The 21,488-nt window shown below is 67.0% G+C and carries 18 protein-coding genes and 1 tRNA gene; 15 read left to right on the top strand and 4 right to left on the bottom strand.

Translation table 11 applies throughout. The features are described from left to right. The first annotated feature begins 3 nt into the window (after positions 1-3). The 3 genes from ileS to ispH all read left to right on the top strand — a co-directional run bounded on the left by ileS (position 4) and on the right by ispH (position 4,454). Positions 4-2,835: an isoleucine--tRNA ligase gene (gene ileS / locus AB3X07_RS16275; protein WP_369939676.1), complete on the top strand. Its 2,832-nt coding sequence runs from the start codon at positions 4-6 to the stop codon at positions 2,833-2,835. Positions 2,836-2,946: 111 nt separating this feature from the next. Next, positions 2,947-3,450 (top strand): signal peptidase II, encoded by a 504-nt coding sequence (gene lspA, locus AB3X07_RS16270; protein WP_369939674.1) that lies wholly within the window; start codon positions 2,947-2,949, stop codon positions 3,448-3,450. Between the two features lie 53 nt (positions 3,451-3,503). Further along, on the top strand, positions 3,504-4,454 hold the full coding sequence (ispH, locus tag AB3X07_RS16265) for a 4-hydroxy-3-methylbut-2-enyl diphosphate reductase (RefSeq protein WP_369939671.1): 951 nt from the start codon (positions 3,504-3,506) through the stop codon (positions 4,452-4,454). 111 nt (positions 4,455-4,565) lie between these two features. On the opposite strand, the gene AB3X07_RS16260 is transcribed toward ispH, so the two are convergent. Together AB3X07_RS16260 and AB3X07_RS16255 are read right to left on the bottom strand one after the other, a co-directional pair. Continuing rightward, positions 4,566-5,312, bottom strand: coding sequence for a hypothetical protein (locus AB3X07_RS16260; protein ID WP_369939669.1), 747 nt, complete (start codon positions 5,310-5,312; stop codon positions 4,566-4,568). Further along, complete coding sequence (locus AB3X07_RS16255; protein WP_369939667.1) at positions 5,309-6,265, bottom strand: hypothetical protein; 957 nt, start codon at positions 6,263-6,265, stop codon at positions 5,309-5,311. Before AB3X07_RS16255 ends, AB3X07_RS16260 begins: the two co-directional genes overlap by 4 nt. A 118-nt stretch (positions 6,266-6,383) precedes the next feature. On the opposite strand from AB3X07_RS16255, the gene AB3X07_RS16250 reads away from it, so the two are divergent. The 7 genes from AB3X07_RS16250 to AB3X07_RS16220 all read left to right on the top strand — a co-directional run bounded on the left by AB3X07_RS16250 (position 6,384) and on the right by AB3X07_RS16220 (position 13,548). Next, positions 6,384-6,459 (top strand) — tRNA-Thr (locus AB3X07_RS16250). 394 nt (positions 6,460-6,853) lie between these two features. After that, positions 6,854-7,240, top strand: coding sequence for a hypothetical protein (locus AB3X07_RS16245; protein ID WP_369939665.1), 387 nt, complete (start codon positions 6,854-6,856; stop codon positions 7,238-7,240). 1,329 nt (positions 7,241-8,569) lie between these two features. Next, positions 8,570-9,511, top strand: a complete 942-nt coding sequence (gene cyoA, locus AB3X07_RS16240; protein ID WP_369939663.1) for a ubiquinol oxidase subunit II — start codon at positions 8,570-8,572, stop codon at positions 9,509-9,511. Beyond that, entirely contained in the window at positions 9,511-11,511 is a 2,001-nt protein-coding gene (gene cyoB, locus AB3X07_RS16235) for a cytochrome o ubiquinol oxidase subunit I (protein WP_369939661.1), read from the top strand. Before cyoA ends, cyoB begins: the two co-directional genes overlap by 1 nt. A 3-nt stretch (positions 11,512-11,514) precedes the next feature. Beyond that, positions 11,515-12,138, top strand: a complete 624-nt coding sequence (cyoC, locus tag AB3X07_RS16230) for a cytochrome o ubiquinol oxidase subunit III (protein WP_369939659.1) — start codon at positions 11,515-11,517, stop codon at positions 12,136-12,138. Next, the gene (gene cyoD, locus AB3X07_RS16225; protein ID WP_369939657.1) at positions 12,138-12,476 is read left to right on the top strand and encodes a cytochrome o ubiquinol oxidase subunit IV; all 339 of its coding nucleotides are present in this window, start codon (positions 12,138-12,140) and stop codon (positions 12,474-12,476) included. Before cyoC ends, cyoD begins: the two co-directional genes overlap by 1 nt. A gap of 385 nt (positions 12,477-12,861) precedes the next feature. Continuing rightward, positions 12,862-13,548, top strand: a complete 687-nt coding sequence (locus tag AB3X07_RS16220) for a class I SAM-dependent methyltransferase (protein WP_369939655.1) — start codon at positions 12,862-12,864, stop codon at positions 13,546-13,548. Between the two features lie 125 nt (positions 13,549-13,673). On the opposite strand, the gene AB3X07_RS16215 is transcribed toward AB3X07_RS16220, so the two are convergent. Further along, the gene (locus AB3X07_RS16215) at positions 13,674-14,168 is read right to left on the bottom strand and encodes a VOC family protein (RefSeq protein ID WP_369939654.1); all 495 of its coding nucleotides are present in this window, start codon (positions 14,166-14,168) and stop codon (positions 13,674-13,676) included. A gap of 203 nt (positions 14,169-14,371) precedes the next feature. Here AB3X07_RS16215 and AB3X07_RS16210 point away from each other — a divergent pair, with 203 nt between their 5' ends. Both AB3X07_RS16210 and AB3X07_RS16205 read left to right on the top strand, forming a co-directional pair. Then, the gene (locus tag AB3X07_RS16210) at positions 14,372-16,261 is read left to right on the top strand and encodes a M61 family metallopeptidase (protein ID WP_369939653.1); all 1,890 of its coding nucleotides are present in this window, start codon (positions 14,372-14,374) and stop codon (positions 16,259-16,261) included. A gap of 382 nt (positions 16,262-16,643) precedes the next feature. Continuing rightward, the gene (locus tag AB3X07_RS16205; protein ID WP_369939651.1) at positions 16,644-17,615 is read left to right on the top strand and encodes an IS110 family transposase; all 972 of its coding nucleotides are present in this window, start codon (positions 16,644-16,646) and stop codon (positions 17,613-17,615) included. Positions 17,616-17,655: 40 nt separating this feature from the next. Here the strand turns inward: AB3X07_RS16205 and AB3X07_RS16200 are convergent, their stop codons facing one another. Next, positions 17,656-18,081, bottom strand: a complete 426-nt coding sequence (locus AB3X07_RS16200; RefSeq protein WP_369939650.1) for a hypothetical protein — start codon at positions 18,079-18,081, stop codon at positions 17,656-17,658. 316 nt (positions 18,082-18,397) lie between these two features. On the opposite strand from AB3X07_RS16200, the gene radA reads away from it, so the two are divergent. From radA to AB3X07_RS16185, 3 genes are all read left to right on the top strand, one after another. Beyond that, positions 18,398-19,783, top strand: a complete 1,386-nt coding sequence (gene radA / locus AB3X07_RS16195; protein ID WP_369939649.1) for a DNA repair protein RadA — start codon at positions 18,398-18,400, stop codon at positions 19,781-19,783. Between the two features lie 341 nt (positions 19,784-20,124). Then, entirely contained in the window at positions 20,125-20,499 is a 375-nt protein-coding gene (locus tag AB3X07_RS16190; protein ID WP_369939647.1) for a DUF805 domain-containing protein, read from the top strand. 286 nt (positions 20,500-20,785) lie between these two features. Next, complete coding sequence (locus tag AB3X07_RS16185) at positions 20,786-21,400, top strand: hypothetical protein (protein ID WP_369939646.1); 615 nt, start codon at positions 20,786-20,788, stop codon at positions 21,398-21,400. The last annotated feature ends 88 nt before the right edge of the window (positions 21,401-21,488 follow it).

Genomic DNA, 21,488 nt, shown 5'->3' with positions numbered 1-21,488 from the left:
CCCGTGACCCAGGACTACAAAGCCACCCTCCACCTGCCGGCGACCGACTTCCCGATGCGAGGCGATCTGCCCAAGCGCGAGCCGGACATCCTGGCGCGCTGGGAGAGCGAGGGCCTGTACACGCGGCTGCGCGACAACGCCCAGGGCCGCCCGCTGTTCGTGTTGCACGACGGCCCGCCGTACGCCAACGGCGCGATCCACCTCGGCCACGCGGTCAACAAGATCCTCAAGGACATCATCGTCAAGTCCAAGTACCTGGCCGGCTTCGATGCGCCGTACATCCCGGGCTGGGACTGCCATGGCCTGCCGATCGAGATCGCGATCGAGAAGAAGTTCGGCAAGGTCGGGGTCAAGCTGGACGCGGTGCAGTTCCGGCAGAAGTGCCGCGAATACGCCAACGAGCAGATCGACATCCAGCGCCGCGACTTCAAGCGGCTGGGCGTGATCGGCGACTGGGACAACCCGTACCGCACGCTGGACTTCCATTTCGAGGCCAACGAGATCCGCGCGCTGGCCAGGATCGTCGATAACGGCCACCTGACCCGCGGCGTCAAGCCGGTGCACTGGTGCTTCGACTGCGGGTCGGCGCTGGCCGAGGCCGAGATCGAGTACGCCGACAAGCAGTCGCCGACGGTGGATGTGGCCTATCCGGCGCGCGACGGCGCGGCGCTGGCCGCCGTGTTCGGCACGACGCTGCCGGACGGCGCGGAAGTGGCGGTGCCGATCTGGACCACCACGCCGTGGACGGTGCCGGCCTCGCTGGCGGTGTCGCTGGGGCCGGAGCTGGTCTACGCGCTGGTCGAAGGCCCGGCCCGCGACGGCCGCCGCCGCTGGCTGGTGCTGGCCGACGCGCTGGCCGAGCGCGCGCTGCAACGCTACGGCGTGGACGAGGTCGTGGTGCACGGCCGCGTCGCCGGCGCGGCGCTGGAGCACCAGGTGCTGGCGCATCCGTTCTACGACGAGCGCGACGTGCCGCTGATCCTCGGCGCGCACGTGTCCGACACCGACGGTACCGGTGCGGTGCACACCGCGCCCGGCCACGGCCAGGAGGACTACGCGGCGGTCAAGCCGTACGGGCTGCTGGAGCGCTACAGCGCCGCGCAGATCAATCCGGTCGATGCGCGCGGCGTGTACCTGCCGTCGACGCCGGCGGTGGACGGCACCGAACTGGCCGGGTTGCACATCTGGAAGGCCAACGACGTGGTCGCCGATCTGCTGGCCGCGCGCGGGCTGTTGCTGGCGCACGCCAGCATGGTCCACAGCTACCCGCATTGCTGGCGGCACAAGACCCCGATCGCGTTCCGTGCCACCCCGCAGTGGTTCATCTCGATGGAGCAGGCCAACCTGCGCGCCGAGGCGCTCAAGGCGATCGAGGGCGTGCACTGGTACCCGGCCTGGGGCCAGGCGCGCATCGCCGGCATGATCGAAGGGCGTCCGGACTGGACCATCTCGCGGCAACGCACCTGGGGCGTGCCGATCGCGCTGTTCGTGCACCGCGAGACCGGCGAGCCGCATCCGCGCAGCACCGAGCTGATGCGCCAGGTCGCCGACCGGGTCGAGGAGGGCGGGGTGGACGTGTGGTACACGCTCGACGCCGCCGAACTGCTCGGCGAGGAAGCCGGGGACTACGACAAGATCACCGACATCCTCGACGTGTGGTTCGATTCGGGCGTCACCCACGAGGCGGTGCTTGCCGAGCGTGGCATCCCCAAGCCGGCCGACCTGTACCTGGAAGGCTCCGACCAGCATCGCGGCTGGTTCCAGTCCTCGCTGCTGACCGGCGTGGCGCTGGACCACGCCGCGCCGTACCGGCAATGCCTCACCCATGGCTTCACCGTGGACGAGCACGGCCGCAAGATGTCCAAGTCGCTGGGCAACGGCATCGAGCCGCAGGACATCATGAAGACGCTGGGCGCGGACATCCTGCGCCTGTGGATCGCCTCGGCCGACTACAGCAACGAGATGTCGCTGTCGCAGGAGATCCTCAAGCGCAACGCCGACGCCTACCGGCGCCTGCGCAACACCGCGCGCTTCCTGCTCGGCAACCTGCATGGCTTCAACCCGGCCGCGCACCTGCGGCCGCTGCCGGAGCTGGTGGCGCTGGACCGCTGGATCGTGCACCGCGCCTACGAGGTGCAGGAGCAGATCAAGGCCGCCTACGCGCGCTACGACTTCGCCGCGATCGTGCAGGCGCTGCTGAACTTCTGCAGCGTGGACCTGGGCTCGCTGTACCTGGACGTGACCAAGGACCGCCTGTACACGATGGCCGAGGACTCGCACGGCCGGCGCTCGGCGCAGACCGCGATGTTCCATGTGGCCGAGGCGTTCGTGCGCTGGATCGCGCCGATCCTGAGCTTCACCGCCGACGAGCTGTGGGGCTATCTGCCGGGCGCGCATGTCGGCCACGTGCTGTTCGCGACCTGGTACGAAGGCCTGGCGCCGCTGCCGGAGGACGCGGCGTTGAGCGCGGCCGACGTCGAGCAGTTGCTGGCGCTGCGCGAGCAGGTGGCCAAGGTGCTGGAGCCGATGCGCGGCAACGGCGTGATCGGCGCGGCGCTGGAGGCGGAGATCATCGTCGCCGCCGGCGCCGCCACCGCGGCGAAGCTGCAGCCCCTGCAGGACGAGCTGCGCTTCCTGTTCATCAGCGGCGACGTGACGGTGCGCGAGGCCAGCACCGACGAGATCTTCGTCAGCGCCCAGCCCACCGAGAAGCCCAAGTGTGTGCGCTGCTGGCACTACCGTGCCGACGTCGGCACGGACCCAGCGCACCCGGAACTGTGCGGCCGGTGCGTCAGCAACATCGAAGGGCCGGGCGAGGAGCGCCGCTGGTTCTGATCCGGGCCCGGCCGTGCGGCTGTCGCGCGGTCGGAACCGGTGGCGGCGTCGTCCGTGCGGCGTCGTCTTCCTTGCCTCACCTTCCTCATTCGCCCAAGGCGGAACCCCTGCATGACCGTACGACCCAAACCCTCCGCGCTGAGCTGGCTGCTGCTGTCGGCGCTGGTGATCGGCCTGGACCAGTGGAGCAAGGCCTGGGTGCTGTCCAGCCTGCCCGAGTTCACCGCGGTGCCGGTGATTCCCGGCTTCTGGAACTGGTACCGGACCTATAACACCGGCGCGGCGTTCAGTTTCCTGAGCCAGGCCGGCGGCTGGCAGTTGTGGCTGTTCACCGGGCTGGCCGTGGGCATCAGCGGCCTGCTGGCCTGGTGGCTGTCGCGCACCGCGCGCGGCGATTGGCGCAGCGCGCTACCTTACGCGCTGGTGATCGGCGGCGCGATCGGCAACGTGATCGACCGGCTGATGCACGGCCACGTGGTCGATTTCATTCAGTGGTACGTGGGCGACCACTACTGGCCCTCGTTCAACATCGCCGATTCGGCGATCGTCGCCGGCGCCATCGGCATCGCCCTGTTCGGCGTGTTCGACGGCAAGGCGAAGCGAAAAGCGGGATAATCGGTGCCACTCTCCCTGTCGAAGCGCCGGCCTTGCGGTCGGCGGACCTAGTGATGGATGTCCTGCTCGCCAATCCCCGTGGTTTCTGCGCCGGCGTCGATCGCGCGATCGAGATCGTCAAGCGCGCCATCGAGACCCTGGGCGCGCCGATCTACGTGCGCCACGAGGTGGTGCACAACCGTTTCGTGGTCGACGACCTCAAGGAGCGCGGCGCGATCTTCGTCGAGGAACTGGACGAGGTGCCCGACGGCAATACGGTCATCTTCAGCGCGCACGGCGTGTCCCAGGCGGTGCGCCAGGAGGCCGAGCGGCGCGGGTTGAAGGTGTTCGACGCGACCTGTCCGCTGGTCACCAAGGTCCATTTCGAGGTGGCCCGGCATTGCCGCGCCGGCCGCGACGTGGTGCTGATCGGCCACGCCGGGCACCCGGAAGTGGAGGGCACGATGGGCCAGTGGAGCCGCGAAGGCGGCGTCGGGCGCATCTACCTGGTCGAGGACATCGAGCAGGTCGCCACGCTGGACATCCAGCAGCCGGAGAACCTGGCCTACACCACCCAGACCACGCTGTCGGTGGACGACACCCGCGGCATCATCGACGCGCTGCGCGCGCGCTACCCGGCGATGCAGGGGCCGAAGAACGACGACATCTGCTACGCCACCCAGAACCGCCAGGACGCGGTGCGCGACCTGGCCAGGCAATGCGACCTGGTGCTGGTGGTCGGCTCGCCGAACAGCTCCAACTCCAACCGGCTCAGCGAGCTGGCGCGACGCGACGGGGTGGAGTCCTACCTGATCGACGGCGCCGAGGAGATCGACCCGGCCTGGATCGCCGGCAAGCGCCGCATCGGCCTGACCGCCGGCGCCTCCGCGCCGCAGGTGCTGGTGGACGGGGTCATCGCGCGGCTGCGCGAGCTGGGCGCCGACGGCGTCAGCGAACTGGCCGGCGAGCCGGAGTCGATGGTGTTCGCGCTGCCCAAGGAACTGCGCCTGCGCCTGGTCAATTGACCGCGTCGCGCCGAGGTTCGGCGCACGCGTGATCGATCCGCCACAACTGCGCATCGCGACCGGCGCGCGCGCCCTGGCAGCGCTCCTCCTTGTCAGCGCCGGCGCCGCCGCTTACAGCGGCTGGACTCCCTGCGCGTAGCCTTGCGCATCGAACACGACGCGTACCGATGTGCGGTCGCCATCCACGTCGTCCGGCAGCCAGCGCAGGCGGCCGCCGCGGCGGATCAGCAGGTAGAGGTGGTCCACTTGCCCTGGTTCGGCCGACAGCGCCTTGCGCTGTTCCTGCAGCGCCGTGGCGACCCGGTAGAAACCCTCGAAATCGATGCGCTGCAGCGGCGCATTGTCCGACGCTGGGTTGATCATCCGCGGTAGATGGCGCGGGTTCACCGCCGCGCCCTTGCGCCATGCGCCGTCCTTGAAGTTGTATTCGTCCATGTTGCCTGGCTGCCGCGGGTCGAGCAGTTTCAGGTTGATGCGGCCGTCGTCGTAGGCATGGATGGAATCGAACACGCGGACGTCGCGTCCTTCCAGTTCGGGCATCGCCAGCAAGGCCTGCTTGGCCGCCAGCAGCCGCTCGCGGTCGAACAGCAGGTTGCCGGAACGCGCGTCCGCGTCCTGGGGCGGTGAAGGTTCCGTTTCCTGCCGCACAGGCGCGATCGGCATGGTATCGGGGCGGGCGATGGCGAGCGGTCGCGCCGGCGTCGCGCGCGCTTCGCTCGCCGCCTCGACGGCGTCGCGTTGCTGGCTTGGCGCGTTCAGAGTCTCGCGCACGCTTTGCCAGGCGCCGTTGCCGAACGCGATGCCGGCAAGCGCCAGCACCACGCAGGCGAAGGGCAGCAGGGTCGGGGGCGTCTTCATGCGTCCTCCATCCTGACTTGCGTGGGATCCTGGGGGTCGTAGAGCAGCGAGACGTGTTCGCGCGGCAGTTGCGAAAGCTCGATCAGCGGCACGAAGCGACGCACGCTGACCTCGTGCGTGCGGCCCTGCGCATCCTCGAACGCCAGATGGAACGCCACCTGCGGTTGTTCGTTGAGGTAGGTGCCGGTCTGGCGCACGTCCAGGATCCGCGCGACGGTGCGGATGCCGCGGTATTTCACGGTTTCGCTCTTGGCATCCATGCGCAATGCGCGCGCCATCACGCGCAGTCCCAGCAAGCAGCCGCACAGGATCAACGGGGACACCAGCAGCGGATGTCCGAACGACAGGAAGGTCCAGCCCAGTCCCTGGCTCTGCGCGCGCCAGGCCGCGACGTAGGCGGCGCCGACCAGCGCCAGCAGCAGCGCGCCAACGAGGCCGCGCAGCCACAGGCTGCTGCGGTTCAACTCGGGCTGTGCGCCTTCCAGCACCACGTTGGGGTAGGGGCCGGGTTCCGTGCTCACCCTGACGGCATGGGTCTTGCCGACCTCGAATCGTCGCTGGGTGGGCTTGCGGTCCACCAGCACCAGGGTGTCGCTGATGCGCGTGCCGGACAGGTTGTCGAAGCCGAGCACCACCCGCCATTGCGCCAGTCCCCGCACCTGCACGCCGGTGCGCTCGGCCTGCTCGACTTCGGCGTTGCGGCTCGCGCCGTGGCGGAGGACGCGTTGCACGTGCTGCAGGGCGCGCAGTGGCCCCAGCAACAGCTTGTCCAGGTAGGCGTAGAGCAGCCACAGCCACAGTGCCAGCGAGGTCGCCAACAGGGTCAGCGCCCACCACGGCGCGACGCGCGCGCCGGGTGCGACCGGCCAGGCGGTGGCGAAGTAGAGGAGGCAGGGGAAGGGCACGGCAAAGAACAGCAGGAGCGCGCCCCAGAACCGGAGGAGCTTGTTCATCGGCATGTCTGGGCAAACGAAGGGGGCGGATGGTACCGCAGGCTGCGCCGGCGGCCTGTGCCGCACGCGGGCATTCGATTGACCGATGCCGGGGCGACCGCCTAGAATTGGCAGTTCAGCCGGAATAGCTCAGTTGGTAGAGCGGCGCATTCGTAATGCGTAGGTCGTAGGTTCGATTCCTATTTCCGGCACCAGCTACAGCAGAAACCCCGGCCATTGGCCGGGGTTTTTTGTTTGAGTCGTAGTGGTAGCGCCGGCCCACACTCGGCGCCTTGCGGGGGGTGCCCAAGGTGCCGTGGGCGGGATGCGCTTGCTGGTCTAAGCCTTTCGCCATCCCGCAATTGTGCATATGGTGACGTACATCCAAACAACTATGCGCTGGACTCGGTCGATAGGGGGCTTATCCCTTTAGCGCTGTCGCGCATGTTAATGTCGAGCCGTACGCCGCGAGACAATGCGGCTGTTACAGGGTAAAGGGGGGGGCGCAATGCCGCTCCTAAGTGGCGGTGACCTACGCCAAGTCAACCGGCTTGTGTAAGACCCATAGGGCACGGGGGGTAATTTTCGATGCGCAAGAAAGTTAGGCGATTGATCGCCTTCATCGTAATAGCGATGTCCCTAAGTGGATGCGATCTGCTGACGACGAAGTATGTCGATGCCAGTGAAGAAGCGGGCGTTCGCGAAATAGTATCAACCAGTCGAACAACAACAACCGAATTGCTGCTTCTTGGTATCGATTCTTACCCGTCACAGAAACGGATAGAATATTACGTCTTGGTGCCGGTCCCCGGCTTTGATGGACCCGAGGTGCTTTCGAGGGCACTACTTCCGCAAGGTGCCGGACTTTATTTCACGGGTGCGCAGAGGTGTATAAATTGCTCCCCGGAAAGCATGCGGCTGAGTGTGAAAGTAGGTGGCTTTGAGAGGGGGCAGCCTATTTACATCGATATGAATTCGATGGGGCTTCTTGAATAGATGGCGCGAATTTGAGGCGGAGCCCGAAGGTGTTGCTGACCTAGGGCGTGTTATGAGCTTGAGGCTGACGCGGCTATCATAAGCGGATAAGGCCGCCGCGCCCGTATCCCGCCGACGTATCCGACGAAGAATGGGTCTTCGTCGCGCTCTATTTGGCGCTGATGGATCCACAGCTACGGCAGCGCAAATATGACCTGGGCTTGATGTTCAAGCACTGCGCTGGGTGGCGCGGGCAGGGCGCTCTGGCGCTTGATTCTCCATGCGTTTCCGCCTTGGGGGGGGGCGGTCTACCAGCAAACCCAGCGGTGGTTGCAGGCTGGCCGCGGCCGCAACCCCGTGAGGCGTCACCTGCCTTGGCTGCGGGTGACTTCTTTGGGTCCTTTGTAAGTCTGTCGTTTAAAGCGATTATGTCGATATCGGCGCCGCCAGGCCGTATTTCGTCCACTACTTTCCAGTGCAACGTATTGCCCTGACGCTCTGCCCGGACCAGGGCGATGGATTGATTGCGCATGCTCTCGACAGCCAGGACGGCTGTATTCCCGACGACGGTTCCGACAATGCTGCCCTCGTCGACCTGCCGTAGGTTGACGAGGGCGCTACCGAAGTCGCCGCAGAGACGGTCGCCGTCCTGCCTAAGCGTAATGTTGAAGCCGCCGCAATCGAGCCGTGGATTTGTTTTGTCACACCACTTCACCGACCATGCGCCATTGAAGTCGGCGTTTGCGGCTTGTGTGGTTGGGCTCGACGCAAAAGCACTCAAGCCAGCGCACCAGGCCAGTAGAACGGCCGGCAGTGTGCCGCCCTTGGATCTTCGGATTGCCATAGGCTTCTCCTGCCCCAGGTTGTCCCGCTTGCAGTCTAGCCTTAGATGGCCGCGCGCTCGCTGAGGGTGCTGCGCAGCAGCGCTTCCTAGTCCAGGCAGGGGGGAGGGCGGCGCGGCCTTGGCGGCGGACGTCGCGGCGGACCTGGCGGCGCCGCGTTGGCCGCTGCGCGCCTCCTCGCCGGCCCTGCGGCTGCGGCTTGGCCGCGCCGCGGGCAGGCCGGCCTGTTGCCTGCCGGATGCAGGCACATGACGCAACCGCCGAGCCTGCTCCTGCGCGGATGCGGCGATCTGTCGCACGCAGGTGCGGCAATGTGTCGCACGCAAAACCGCGGCTGCGCGCACGCTCGGCCTTGTCAATGGCTTTCGGAGATGCCGCACGGCAGCATAAAATGCGTCGTTGACCGCGCACGATGGCCAGGATGCCTAGGGACGCGTGGAAACGGCCGTCTGCGCCGCTCCCGTTCGCCACTGCGCGGTCCGCATCCCCTACGCAATTGGATCGTTCGATGATTCCGTTGAAACAACTCCGGCGCTCGCTGCGCTCCGGCCTGTTGCTCCTGTCCGCGCTGCTGCTGGCCGGGTGCGATGCCGCCATCCTCAACCCCAAGGGGCAGATCGGCCACGACGAGAAGACGTTGCTGATCACCTCGGTGGTGCTGATGCTGCTGGTGGTGATCCCGGTCATCGTGATGACCCTGCTCTTCGCCTGGCGCTACCGCGCGTCCAACACCAAGGCCCGCTACGAGCCGAACTGGTCGCACTCCACCGCGATCGAGGTGGTGGTGTGGTCGATCCCATGCATGATCATCCTGGTGCTGGCGGTGCTGACCTGGCGTTCCTCGCATGCGCTGGACCCGTACAAGCCGCTGGAGTCGGACGTGAAGCCGATCACCATCGAGGCGGTGGCGCTGGACTGGAAGTGGATGTTCATCTACCCGGAGCAGGGTATCGCCACGGTCAACGAGATCGCGTTCCCGGTCGACACCCCGCTGAACTTCAGGATCACCTCCGACACGGTGATGAACTCGTTCTTCATCCCGCACCTGGGCACGCAGATCTACGCGATGGCCGGCATGGAGACCAAGCTGCACCTGATCGCCAACGAGCCGGGCGAGTACTTCGGCCTGTCGGCCAACTACAGCGGCCACGGCTTCTCGAAGATGGGCTTCGCCGCGCATGCCACCGACCAGGCCGGGTTCGATGCCTGGGTGACCAAGGTCAAGGCCTCGCCGAAGGCGCTGGACCAGGCCGAGTTCCAGGTGCTGGCGGCGAACCGCAACGACAAGGCGCAGTACCCGGTGACCTATTACTCGTCGGTGCAGAGCGGCATGTTCAAGTCGCTGATCGACAAATACATGATGGGCAAGGGCCACAAGATGGAAGGCCACGACGCCCATCCGGCATCGGCTGCTGAGCCGGTCGCCATGTGCACTTCTGGAGACAAGTGATGCTAGGCAAACTCACGCTCGAGGCGGTTCCGTACCACGAGCCGATCATCATGGCGGCCCTCGGCGGCGCCGGCGTCCTCGGCCTGCTGGTGGCGGCGGCGATCACCAAGTACAAGTTGTGGGGCTATCTCTGGAAGGAGTGGTTCACCTCGGTGGACCACAAGCGCATCGGCGTCATGTACATCGTGGTGGCGCTGGTCATGCTGCTGCGCGGCTTCGCCGACGCGGCGATGATGCGCACCCAGCAGGCGATGGCGCACGGCGGCAACGAAGGCATCTTCCCGCCGCACCACTACGACCAGATCTTCACCGCGCACGGCGTGATCATGATCTTCTTCATGGCCATGCCGTTCATGACCGGCCTGCTGAACCTGATCGTGCCGCTGCAGATCGGCGCGCGCGACGTGGCGTTCCCGTTCCTGAACTCGCTGAGCTTCTGGCTGTTCGTGGCCGGCGCGGCGCTGATCAACATCTCGCTGGGCGTGGGCGAGTTCGCCCAGACCGGCTGGCTGGCGTACCCGCCGCTGTCGGGGCTGGAATACAGTCCTGGAGTGGGTGTCGACTACTACATCTGGGCCCTGCAGATCTCGGGCCTGGGCACCTTGCTGACCGGCATCAACTTCTTCGTGACGATCATGCGCATGCGCACGCCGGGCATGACCCTGATGCGCATGCCGATCTTCACCTGGACCGCGCTGATCACCAACATCCTGATCATCGCCGCGTTCCCGATCCTGACCGTGGCGCTGGCGCTGCTGGGTGCGGACCGCTACCTGGGCACGCACTTCTTCACCAACGACGGTGGCGGCAACGCCATGATGTACGTCAACCTGATCTGGATCTGGGGCCACCCGGAGGTCTACATCCTGATCCTGCCGGCGTTCGGCATCTTCTCCGAACTGATCGCCACGTATAGCCGCAAGCGCCTGTTCGGCTACACCTCGATGGTGTACGCGACCTCGTGCATCGGCGTGCTGTCGTTCATCGTGTGGCTGCACCACTTCTTCACGATGGGCTCGGGCGCCAACGTGAATGCCTTCTTCGGCATCACCACGATGATCATCTCGATCCCCACCGGCGTGAAGATCTTCAACTGGCTGTTCACCATGTTCCGCGGCCGCGTGCACATGACCGCGCCAGTGCTGTGGACGATCGGCTTCATCATCACCTTCACCATCGGCGGCATGACCGGCGTGATGCTGGCGATCCCGGCGGTGGACTTCGTGCTGCACAACAGCCTGTTCCTGATCGCGCACTTCCATAACGTGATCATCGGCGGCGTGGTGTTCGGCTACCTGGCCGGCCTGACCTACTGGTTCCCCAAGGCGTTCGGCTTCAAGCTCAACGAGAAGCTGGGCAAGGCCTCGTTCTGGTGCTGGATCATCGGCTTCTTCATCGCCTTCATGCCGCTGTACGTGCTCGGCTTCATGGGCATGACCCGGCGCATGAACAGCTACAACCACCCGGAATGGGCGCCGTGGCTGATGGTGGCCGCGGTGGGTGCGGCGATCATCGGCGTCGGCATCTTCCTGAACCTGGTGCAGATCGGCTACAGCGTGTGGAAGCGCAAGGACAACCTGGACCTGACCGGCGATCCCTGGGATGGCCGCACCCTGGAATGGGCCACCTCCTCGCCGCCGCCGTTCTACAACTTCGCGGTGCTGCCGCAGATCGACGACCGCGACCAGTTCTGGGAAGACAAGCTCAAGGGCAAGGGCTGGACGCGTCCGGCCAAGTACGAGCCCATCCACATGCCGCGCAACACGGCGGCGGGTGTCTGGATCGGCGCGTTCAGCGTGGTCCTGGGCTTCGGCTTGATCTGGCACATCTGGTGGATGGCGATCATCGGCCTGGTCGGCATGATCGGCAGCTTCATCGCACGCACGTTCGACGACGACGTCGACTACTGGGTCCCGGCGGAAGAGGTGGAGCGCATCGAGAACGCGCGTTTCGCCCTGCTGGAACAGCAACAGGCGGCGCAAGCCGCAAAGGCGGTCTGAACCATGTCCACCACGACGCTCGATCCTCACGCCGTCCACGCCGACGGCCACGACGACCATGCCCACCACGACAGCGGCGGCAACACCGTGTTCGGGTTCTGGGTCTACCTGATGAGCGACTGCCTCATCTTCGCCGGCCTGTTCGCGACCTACGCGGTGCTGGCCGGCGCGACCGTGGACGGCCCGACCGCCAAGGAACTGTTCGACCTCAAGTTCGTGCTGGTGGAAACCTTCCTGCTGCTGTTCAGCAGCCTGAGCTTCGGCCTGGCGATGATCTCCGCGCACAAGCGCAGCATGGGCGGCCTGTACGGCTGGCTGGCGGTCACCGCGTTGCTGGGCCTGGGCTTCCTGGGCATGGAAATCTACGAGTTCCATCACCTGATCGAGGAGGGCGCCGGCCCCGGCCGCAGTGCGTTCCTGTCCGCGTTCTTCACGCTGGTCGGCACCCACGGCCTGCACGTGGCCTCGGGTCTGCTGTGGATGGCGGTGCTGGTGATTCAGATCGCCAAGAACGGGCTGACTCCGCGTAACAGCACCCGCCTGGCGTGCCTGAGCCTGTTCTGGCACTTCCTGGACGTGATCTGGATCGGCGTGTTCACCATCGTCTACCTGCTGGGAGCGCTGTAATGGCCAACCATCATTCCTCCGATGCCCATGCGGAGTCGTCGCATGGCGTCAGCCTGAAGTCCTACCTGGTCGGTTTCGTGATGGCGGTGATCCTGACCGTGATCCCGTTCGGCATGGTCATGAGCGGCGCCTTCCCGAAGGGCGTGACCGTCATCGTCATCTCGGTGCTGGCCGCGGTGCAGATGCTGGTGCACCTGATCTACTTCCTGCACATGGACCGGTCGGCCGAACAGCGTTCCAACGTGCACGTGGGCCTGTTCTCGCTGCTGATCATCGGCATCGTGGTGGTCGGCTCGCTGTGGGTCATGCACAACCTCAACGTCAACATGATGCATTGAGGCCGGCGCGCAGTCGCCGCGTCGAAGACGGCCGCCTCCGGGCGGCCTTTTTCGTTCTCGCGTTGCGAGGTCACTGCGGCGTCGCCGTGGGCGCGCGCGAGGCGCTTCGTATGCTGGCCGCGCGGCTGCCGCTGCGGCGTGGCGACCGTGGCGGTGTGCGTTCCGCCATGGCATCGCGTCGCATCATTGACAGATTGCGCCTTAGTTTGTAACTTCAATCGTTACTTGATTGGGGGCTGCAGTTCAGGGCCCAAGCGTTCGCTGCGCGGGCGCGAGACGCGCATGCCGTTCTCCGCTGGCGCTGACGAAGCGGGCAGGCTGTACGTACCGTCGGGCTGGCGCGAGGCATTGATCGCCGTGCACAGCGGCTATTGGGAGCACACACATGAGCCAGCGCACGCCATTCCCGTTCGCCGATCCGGCTGCCTTCGCCTGCTACGCGGCGGAGGCGCCACGCAAGGTGCCCGGCCTGGCCGACCTGCATCGCATGGCGATGCTGCTGCTCGCCGAGCACGCCGCCGCCGCCGCCCAGGTCCTCGTGGTCGGTGCCGGCGGCGGGTTGGAGTTGGCGGCACTGGCCCAGGCGCAGCCGGGGTGGCGCTTCACCGGTGTCGATCCGTCGCCGGCGATGCTCGCGCTCGCGCGCCAGGTCGCTTCGTCCTATGCGGGTCGCATCGCGCTACTCGAGGGGACGGTCGATGAGGCGCCGGACGGTCCATTCGCTGGCGCCACCTGCCTGCTCACCTTGCACTTTCTGGATCGCGCCGAGCGGCTACGCACGCTGCAGGCGATCCGTCGCCGCCTCGCGCCCTCTGCGCGTCTCGTGATCGCGCACCACGCTGCCGCCGGTCGCGACCCGCGGCAGTGGCTGGCGCGCTCGGCGGCGTTCGGCGAGCGCCGCGGCGTCGACTGGGGCAAGGCGATGGACAGCGGCGGATCGCTGGCCGCGCGGCTGCCGCTGCTTGCGCCGGCCGAGGAAGAGGCGTTGCTGGAGGAGGCCGGCTTCGTCGACGTCGCGCTGTTCTACGCCGCGTTCTCGTTTCGCGGCTGGGTCGCCAGCGTGCCGGCCTGACGGCGTCGCGCGACCACGCACGCGCACGCGTTGGCCGCGGAGCGCGTGCCGCGGCGCGGTTGCCGAAGCGCGCGCCGCCTCGGCGTGCGCACGATGCGGTCATCGCGTGAGTGTTGGCCGGATGGCTAGGGGGAGCTCGGGCCGGCTGGCTGCCACAGTTCGATCTTCGTTCCGTCCGGGTCGACGATCCAGGCGAAGCGGCCGCTGGGATCGGTGTCGTCGCGCTTGAGCACGGCCACACCGCTGGCTTGCACTTTCTTCAGGATGGCATCGAGGTCGTCCACCGCGAAATTGAGCATGAATTCCCGCTGCGAGGGCGCCATGTAGTCGCTGTCGCGGGCGAACGCATTCAACGTCAGCACCGGCGGATGCGCGGGCGCATCGTAGGCCAGCGCCGCGCCGCCCCAGGGTTCGAGCGTGATTCCTAGAACGTCGCGATACCAGGCCATCAAGGCCTTCGGATGGTCGCTCTTGACGAAGATGCCGCCGATGCCGGTGACATGGCCTTTCGGCTGCGCATGCAGCGTGGCCGGTGCGAGCGCCGCGCCCAGCAGGAGCATCCCAAACAGACGGCAGCAAGGCATGGCGGTGGTCCCCGGCGACGCGCGTGACCCGAGCATAGGCGCTTGCGCTAGCGGCTTCAACGCCGAGGGCCGCGCCGCGCGGTGGCTTCGCAGGCGCGTGGCCGGGTTGCCCCGGCACGGTCTGGCGCCCGCCTGCGGCACTGCCGTCGGGTGGGTATGACCAATGGCATAGAGCGCCAGCAGAGGGTGAGCATAGGATCGTGGGTCGCCCGTTCGCCGCATCCCCCACTGGAGACCCCATGATCAAGTCCACCGCCTGGATGACGCCGTTGCTGCTGGCCGCCACCGCGGCGTTCCAGGCCTCGGCGCAGACCGCCCCGCCGCAGGACGTGCCGTTCGCCGGCACGCTGAAGATCGATGTCGACGCCACCGATGTGACGCATCGGATCTTCCGCGTGCGCACCACCATCCCGGCCACGCCCGGGACGATGACCCTGCTGTACCCGCAGTGGATCCCCGGCAACCATTCGCCGACCGGGCCGATCGACAAGCTGGCCGGGCTGGTGGTCAAGGCCAACGGCCAGGTGCTGCCGTGGAAGCGCGACCAGTTCGACGTGTACGCGTTCAAGGTCGAGGTGCCGCAGGGCGTCGGCGAGATCGTCGCCGAATACCAGTTCCTGTCCTCGCAGGGCGAGGGCCAGGGTCGGGTGATGATGACCCCGGAGATGCTCAACCTGCAGTGGAACACCACCGCGCTGTACCCGGCCGGGGTGTACGCGCGCAACATCAAGGCGCAGGCCAGCGTGACCCTGCCGGCCGGCTGGAGCTACGCCACCGCGCTGGAGACCGCCGCGCGGGTCGGCGACACGGTGACCTTCAAGCCGATCGATTTCGACGACCTGGTCGATTCGCCGATGTTCGCCGGCAAGTACTACAAGCGCGTCGCGCTGGACGGGAGCGGCAAGGCGCCGGTGTACCTGAACGTGTTCGCCGACGAGGCCAAGTCGCTGGAGGCCAAGCCCGAGCAACTCAAGGCGCATGCGGCGCTGGTGCAGCAGATGGACAAGCTGTACGGCGCGCGCCATTTCGATCACTACGAGTTCCTGCTGGCGCTGACCGAGAAGCTGGGCGGCATCGGCCTGGAGCACCACCGGTCCAGCGAGAACAGCGGCCCGCTCAACTATTTCACCGAGTGGGACAAGAGCTGGGCGGGGCGCGACCTGCTCGCGCACGAGTTCAACCACTCCTGGAACGGCAAGTACCGCCGCGGCGCCGACCTGGCCACGCCGAACTTCAACGTGCCGATGGGCGACAGCCTGCTGTGGCTGTACGAGGGCCAGACCCAGTTCTTCGGCGAAGTGCTGGCCGCGCGCTCGGGCCTGTGGACGCAGACCCAGGCGCGCGACATGCTCGCCGAGGTCGCCGCGACCTACCAGCGCGGCCGTCCCGGCTTGGCCTGGCGCACGCTGCAGGACACCACCAACGATCCGACCATGTCGATGCGCCGGCCGCGCGCTTACCGCAGCTACCAGATGAGCGAGGACTACTATTCCGGCGGGCAGATGATGTGGCTGGAAGTGGACGCCAAACTGCGCGAGCTCAGCGGCAACAAGCGCTCGATCGACGATTTCGCCAAGGCCTTCTTCGGCATGCACGACGGCGCCTGGGACGTGAATCCGTACACCTTCGACGACATCGTCGCCACCCTCGACGGCGTCGCCAGGTACGACTGGGCGACGTTCCTGCGCAGCCGCGTCGATGGCCACGGCTCGCTGGTCGGCGGCATCGAGGCCAGCGGCTGGAAGCTGGTCTACAGCGACCAGCCGAACGAGGCAACCAAGGCCTACGAGGCGACCAGGAAGACCGTGGCTCTGACCTATTCGCTGGGCCTGAGCCTGGACGAGCGGGGCGGGGTGCAGGAGGTGCTATGGGACGGCCCGGCCTTCGATGCCGGCATCATCGCCGGCAACAGCGTGGTGGCGGTGAATGGCCGCGAGTACAGTGCCGACACGCTCAAGGAGGCGATCACCGCGGCCAAGGGCGGCAGCACGCCGATCGAACTGCTGGTCAAGCGCGGCAACCGCTACGACACGCTGCGCATCGCCTATCACGGCGGCCTGATGTATCCGCACCTGGAACGCATCGCCGGCAAGCCGGATCGGTTGAGCGAGTTGTACAAGGCGCGCTGAGCGCGCGGCGCTGGCAAGGCGGTGCGGCCGCGGGCGGCGTTGCGCCGCTTGCGCGCCATCGCCCGTGATCGCCCCTGTAGGAGCGGCTTCAGCCGCGACCGGGCCTTCCCGGTAAGGCTCGGTCGCGGCTAAAGCCGCTCCTTGTATCTGGACATGAGGCCCACGTGGCCTTATGTCTTCCGACTGATCATCGGAGCAGTGCGGGAAGCCCAGTCGCTCCTAAAGCCACGAGCTTGCATTGTAGATTGGCTCCCGCATTGCATATGCTGGCCCATCGGTGTCCGTACGGTATCCAGAGTCCGCCGCAGGCGTGAACTCGCATCCACAAGGCAGGACCGGGCGCAGCGGTGATCGTGTTCACCCTACGATGGAGGAATTCCCCATGTCCCCAGTCGTCGGTATCGACGTCGCCAAACACCGTTTCGACCTGGCCATCGACCTGGCCAACGGCAAGTACCGCACCAAGGCCAAGCTTTCCAACGATCCGAAGGGGTTCCAGGCCCTACGGACGTGGCTGCAGAGCCATGCGCAGGCGGACAGCTGGATCGTGATGGAAGCCACCGGCACCTACCACGAGGCCCTGGCTGAGTTCGTGCACGCCTTGGGCTACCGCGTATGCGTCCTCAACCCGGCGCAGACGGCGCTGTATGCGCGCAGCCAGCTGACCCGGGTCAAGACCGACCGGAGCGATGCCAAGCTGATCGCCAGCTACGGCCTGCGCCATGCGTCGCAATTGCGGCCGTGGCAGTCCGATCCGCCGGCGCTCAAGCACCTCAAGGCGCTGGTGCGTCGGCGCGAGGACCTGCTGCAGATGCTGCAGATGGAGCGCAACCGCCTGGACGTCGCCGCGCCGGTGGTGCGCGACTCGCTGCTGGAGATCATCGGCCAGTTGCAAGCGAACATCGCCCAGATCGAACGGGCCATCGACGACCAGATCGACAAGGATCCTACCCTGCGCGGGCAGCGCGAGCTGCTGGTCAGCATCGACGGCATCGCCGAGAGGAGCGCGGCGCTGTTGCTGGCCGAGCTCGGCGACGTGGAGCGCTTCTCCCAGGCCTCGGCGGTGACCGCCTTCGCCGGGTTGAATCCACGGCTGCAGGAGTCCGGCAAGCGCAAGGGGCAGGTCTGCATCTCCCGTACCGGCTCCCCACGCCTGCGCGCCGGCCTGTTCCTGCCGGCCTTGGTCGCCATGACCCACAACCCGGTCGTGCGTGCGCTGAAACAACGCCTGCGCGAACGCGGCAAGGCCAACAAGCAGATCATCTGCGCCGCCATGCGCAAGCTGCTGCATATCGCCTACGGCGTGCTCAAATCGCGCACGCCCTTCGACCCTCAAAAGGCCCTTGCCTGTTAGGGGGGAAGACGGTATCTACAGGGGGCGGCGTCGAGAACGACTAGCGGCAGTGCACGTCCGAGACGGCGACGCCGGTCTGGCCCTTGTAGTCGAGATAGCCGATCGCCCGCACGCATTTGTTTTCGCCGTCGATACGTACCGGGCCGGCCTGGTAGGAGTATGTGCCGTCGTCGCGATCCCACCACGGCTTTTCCTGCCACACGCCGCAGTTGTTCTTGTTGGGCTTGCAGACGAACACCTCGACGCTGGTGATCAGGGGCTTGCCCCAGGTCGGGCCGGCGTGCGAGAACACCGCGCAGTTCTTGCCGTTGCCGTTGTTGTAGTACAGCTGCAGTTCGCCGACCTTTTCGCCGCCGATGCGCACGGGCTTGTAGTCGATCAGATTGCCGCCGCAGCCATCGGCACGCGCCGTGCCGGCATGGCCCAGGGCGAACAGGGCGAGCAGTGCGAGAGCGAGAGAGCGCATAGTGACCTCATCCGTTCGGTTGCATGCAATCCAGCGTCGTGTGCCGCTGGAGCCTGGGCGGATCGGCGATGTCCGGGGCTGCGAATGCTGGACGAAACAGGACGTCCATCGTGGCCGATCCTGGCATCGATCCTATCGCTGCATGGGCAGGATGGCGTGAAAGGGCGCATGGCGTGAAGACCTTGTGCCGCCATGACGATGCGGACGAAGTGAGGCGCTGCTTCGGCGCCGCAGCGGCAATCCCGCGCCCGGTCGCGCATCCTGAGACCGCCAGCCACTATGCTGGCGCATTCTGTCGGTTCAACGGGCAAGCGAGATGGCGAAGGCGAAGACGGCCTATGTGTGCGGCGAATGCGGCGCCGAGTACACCAAGTGGCAGGGCCAGTGCACCGAGTGTGGTGCCTGGAATTCGTTGAGCGAGATCGTGCTGGAAAGCGCGACGGCGGCCAAGGCGCCGGCCGCGGCGCGGCGCAGCGGCTGGGCCGGCAAGGCCGAGGCGCCGAAGATCACCGCACTCAAGGACGTGGAGCATCGCGATCAGGCGCGCGTGTCCACCGGCATCGGCGAGTTCGATCGGGTGCTCGGCGGCGGCCTGGTCGAGGGTGCGGTGGTGCTGATCGGCGGCGATCCGGGTATCGGCAAGTCGACCCTGCTGCTGCAGGCGCTGGCGAAGATGGCCGGCACCTTGCCGGTGCTGTACGTGACCGGCGAGGAATCGCTGGCCCAGGTCGCCGGGCGCGCGGTGCGCCTGGACCTGCCGCTGGACGGCCTCAACGCGCTGGCCGAGACCGGCATCGAACACATCCTGCAGCACGCCAGCGCGGCGCGGCCCAAGCTGATCGTCGCCGACTCGGTGCAGACGCTGTGGACCGAGGCATTGACCGCCGCGCCGGGCTCGGTTAGCCAGGTGCGCGAGAGCGCGGCGCGGCTGGTGCGCTACGCCAAGGAGACCGGTACCGCGGTGTTCCTGGTCGGCCATGTGACCAAGGAAGGCGGCATCGCCGGCCCGCGCGTGCTCGAGCACATGGTCGATGCGGTGCTGTACTTCGAGGGCGAGAGCGGCAGCCGCTTCCGCCTGCTGCGCGCGTTCAAGAACCGCTTCGGCGCGGTCAACGAACTGGGCGTGTTCGCGATGGGCGAGAAGGGGCTGAAGGAAGTCTCCAATCCGTCGGCGATCTTCCTCTCCGGCGGCAGCGCGCATCAGCCCGGCAGTTGCGTGATGGTCACCCGCGAGGGCACGCGGCCGCTGATGGTGGAAGTGCAGGCGCTGGTGGATGCTTCGCCGCTGTCCAATCCGCGGCGCGTGGCGGTGGGCCTGGAGCAGAATCGGCTGGCGATGCTGCTGGCGGTGCTGCACCGCCATGGCGGCATCGTGGTTGGCGACCAGGACGTGTTCGTCAATGTGGTCGGCGGCATCCGCGTGCAGGAGACCGCCGCCGACCTGCCGGTGCTGCTGGCCGTGCTGTCCTCGCTGCGCGACCGGCCGCTGGCGGAGAAGACCATCGCCTTCGGCGAGGTCGGCCTGTCCGGCGAGATCCGCCCGGTGCCCAATGGCGAGGACCGGCTGCGCGAGGCCGCCACGCACGGCTTCAAGCGCGCCATCGTGCCCAAGGCCAATGCGCCCAAGACCGGCACGGTCAAGGGCATGGAGGTGATCGCGGTGGAGCGCTTGTCGCAGGCGCTGGAGGCGGCCAGCGCCTAGGGCGTGTCCCATTCCCCGAGGATGCCGCGTTGGGTCTGGCCGGCGTTGCACGGCGCCGCGTCCGACTGGCCGTCAGGTCAAGGTGCGTGGCGTCAGTGTGGCGCCGGCCAGGCCCACCCCGAAGGGTCGCGGTTGCGCGCGCCCGTGGCCGCGTCATCTATCGGGCGTGGACGGACGTCCACGCCCTCGTTCTTCCTTGCCACAGGCGCGCGCAACCGCGGCGCGGCATGCTCGGGGAATGGGGACACGCCCTAGGGCGGGCGCTCCGAGGTCGCGATGCCGATGCTACATTGGCGCCGCCACCCCGCCGAGTGGGGCAGGGGACGAAAGAAGGAGGCAGGATGGAATGGATGCTGCTGCCGTTCAAGCGCTACGCGGAGTTCTCCGGGCGTTCGCGGCGCAAGGAATACTGGATGTTCATGCTGTTGCACATCCTGGTGCTGGCCGTGCTGTTCGCCGTGGCGTTCGTCGGCGATCGTAGCGGCATCGAGCTGCTGCCGATGGTCGCGATGTGTCTGATGTGGCTGTATCTGCTCGCGGTACTGGTGCCCTCGCTCGCGCTGCAGGTCCGCCGCTTCCACGATCAGAGCCGGTCCGGCTTCTATGTGTTGCTTGGCTTGATCCCGTACGTCGGCTCCGTGGTCGTGCTGATCTTCATGTGCATGGACGGCGTCGAAGGCCGCAATCGCTACGGCCCGGATCCTAAGCCGCGCTGAGGCGAGGGGCCTCTGCGGGAACCAGCGTGCGGTCCGTTCGTCGCTGGACGCGTGGCGGGCGCCAGCGGTGGTGTTTACCGCCTGCGCAGAGCGCCCGGTGGCGGTCCCAGGCTGGCCGGCGGCAACGACGGCAACCGCAGCGGTACGCGGGACGACGGTGCGATCAGTGCGTCGATGCGCGTAACGCGTTATCGTGTCGCGGCGGCAACGCAAGGCTGCCGTCGCCCCGCGGCCGGAGGCAGTGCGCCGACGAAACGCTGGAACCTATTTTCTAAAGGACTGGAACATGCAAAACATCATGCGCTCGCTGTTGCGGATGGGCCTGTACGCCTTGTTGTGCGTCGCCTCCGTCGCTTCCGCCGCCGAGAAGGTCGAGGATTACCTGGGTGTCCCCGGACCGTTGCAGGTGGCGGGGGAGACGTATCGCCTGGCCTGGAGCAGCCATCCACAGCCGAACTTCTACAAGCACGAGTATGTGCCGCGGGGCCAGAACGTCGAGCATTTCCAGTCGATGCTGATGCTGGACCTGCTGGACGCCGATGCGGCCACCCCGGAGGAGATGTTGCGCAACAAGGTCGCCGACCTCGAGAAGCGCAAGGCGACCGATCCGGTGACGAACTACCAGGCCCTGCTGAGCGACTCCAAGGACCAGGCCGTGCTCGACTTCGTGGTGTCGGCGCCCGATGCCGAGGGCAACATCATCGTCGAATGGAACGTCTACCGCTACGTGCGCAGCCCGGCCGGTAGCGGCGTGCTGATGATGGGCCTGAGTCGCCGCGCCTACGGCGATGCCGATGCCCGGGCGTTCTTCGCCCAGCTCAAGACGGCGCGCACGCGCGACATCGAGGCGTTTGCGAAGATGCCGGTGCCCGCGCTGCGGCTGCAGGCCGCGTCGCCCTGAGCGGCGGCGTGGCGCAGGTGTCACCTGCGCGCGCCCACGCACGCGCCGCATCGGCCTGGTGACGGCGCCCGTCTGGTGACGGGCGCCG

Source organism: Xanthomonas sp. DAR 35659 (assembly GCF_041242975.1).
Classification (GTDB): Bacteria; Pseudomonadota; Gammaproteobacteria; order Xanthomonadales; family Xanthomonadaceae; genus Xanthomonas_A; species Xanthomonas_A medicagonis.
The sequence above is the reverse complement of the archived record's forward strand: the minus strand, read 5'-3'. Positions and strand labels throughout refer to the sequence as shown.

Coding starts and splice junctions, on each gene's coding strand:
- lspA (WP_369939674.1), top strand. CDS start 2,947: ATGACCGTACGACCCAAACCCTCCGCGCTGAGCTGGCTGCTGCTGTCG.
- ispH (WP_369939671.1), top strand. CDS start 3,504: ATGGATGTCCTGCTCGCCAATCCCCGTGGTTTCTGCGCCGGCGTCGAT.
- AB3X07_RS16260 (WP_369939669.1), bottom strand. CDS start 5,312: ATGAAGACGCCCCCGACCCTGCTGCCCTTCGCCTGCGTGGTGCTGGCG.
- AB3X07_RS16255 (WP_369939667.1), bottom strand. CDS start 6,265: ATGAACAAGCTCCTCCGGTTCTGGGGCGCGCTCCTGCTGTTCTTTGCC.
- cyoA (WP_369939663.1), top strand. CDS start 8,570: ATGATTCCGTTGAAACAACTCCGGCGCTCGCTGCGCTCCGGCCTGTTG.
- cyoB (WP_369939661.1), top strand. CDS start 9,511: ATGCTAGGCAAACTCACGCTCGAGGCGGTTCCGTACCACGAGCCGATC.
- cyoC (WP_369939659.1), top strand. CDS start 11,515: ATGTCCACCACGACGCTCGATCCTCACGCCGTCCACGCCGACGGCCAC.
- cyoD (WP_369939657.1), top strand. CDS start 12,138: ATGGCCAACCATCATTCCTCCGATGCCCATGCGGAGTCGTCGCATGGC.
- AB3X07_RS16220 (WP_369939655.1), top strand. CDS start 12,862: ATGAGCCAGCGCACGCCATTCCCGTTCGCCGATCCGGCTGCCTTCGCC.
- AB3X07_RS16215 (WP_369939654.1), bottom strand. CDS start 14,168: ATGCTCGGGTCACGCGCGTCGCCGGGGACCACCGCCATGCCTTGCTGC.
- AB3X07_RS16210 (WP_369939653.1), top strand. CDS start 14,372: ATGATCAAGTCCACCGCCTGGATGACGCCGTTGCTGCTGGCCGCCACC.
- AB3X07_RS16205 (WP_369939651.1), top strand. CDS start 16,644: ATGTCCCCAGTCGTCGGTATCGACGTCGCCAAACACCGTTTCGACCTG.
- AB3X07_RS16200 (WP_369939650.1), bottom strand. CDS start 18,081: ATGCGCTCTCTCGCTCTCGCACTGCTCGCCCTGTTCGCCCTGGGCCAT.
- radA (WP_369939649.1), top strand. CDS start 18,398: ATGGCGAAGGCGAAGACGGCCTATGTGTGCGGCGAATGCGGCGCCGAG.
- AB3X07_RS16190 (WP_369939647.1), top strand. CDS start 20,125: ATGGAATGGATGCTGCTGCCGTTCAAGCGCTACGCGGAGTTCTCCGGG.
- AB3X07_RS16185 (WP_369939646.1), top strand. CDS start 20,786: ATGCAAAACATCATGCGCTCGCTGTTGCGGATGGGCCTGTACGCCTTG.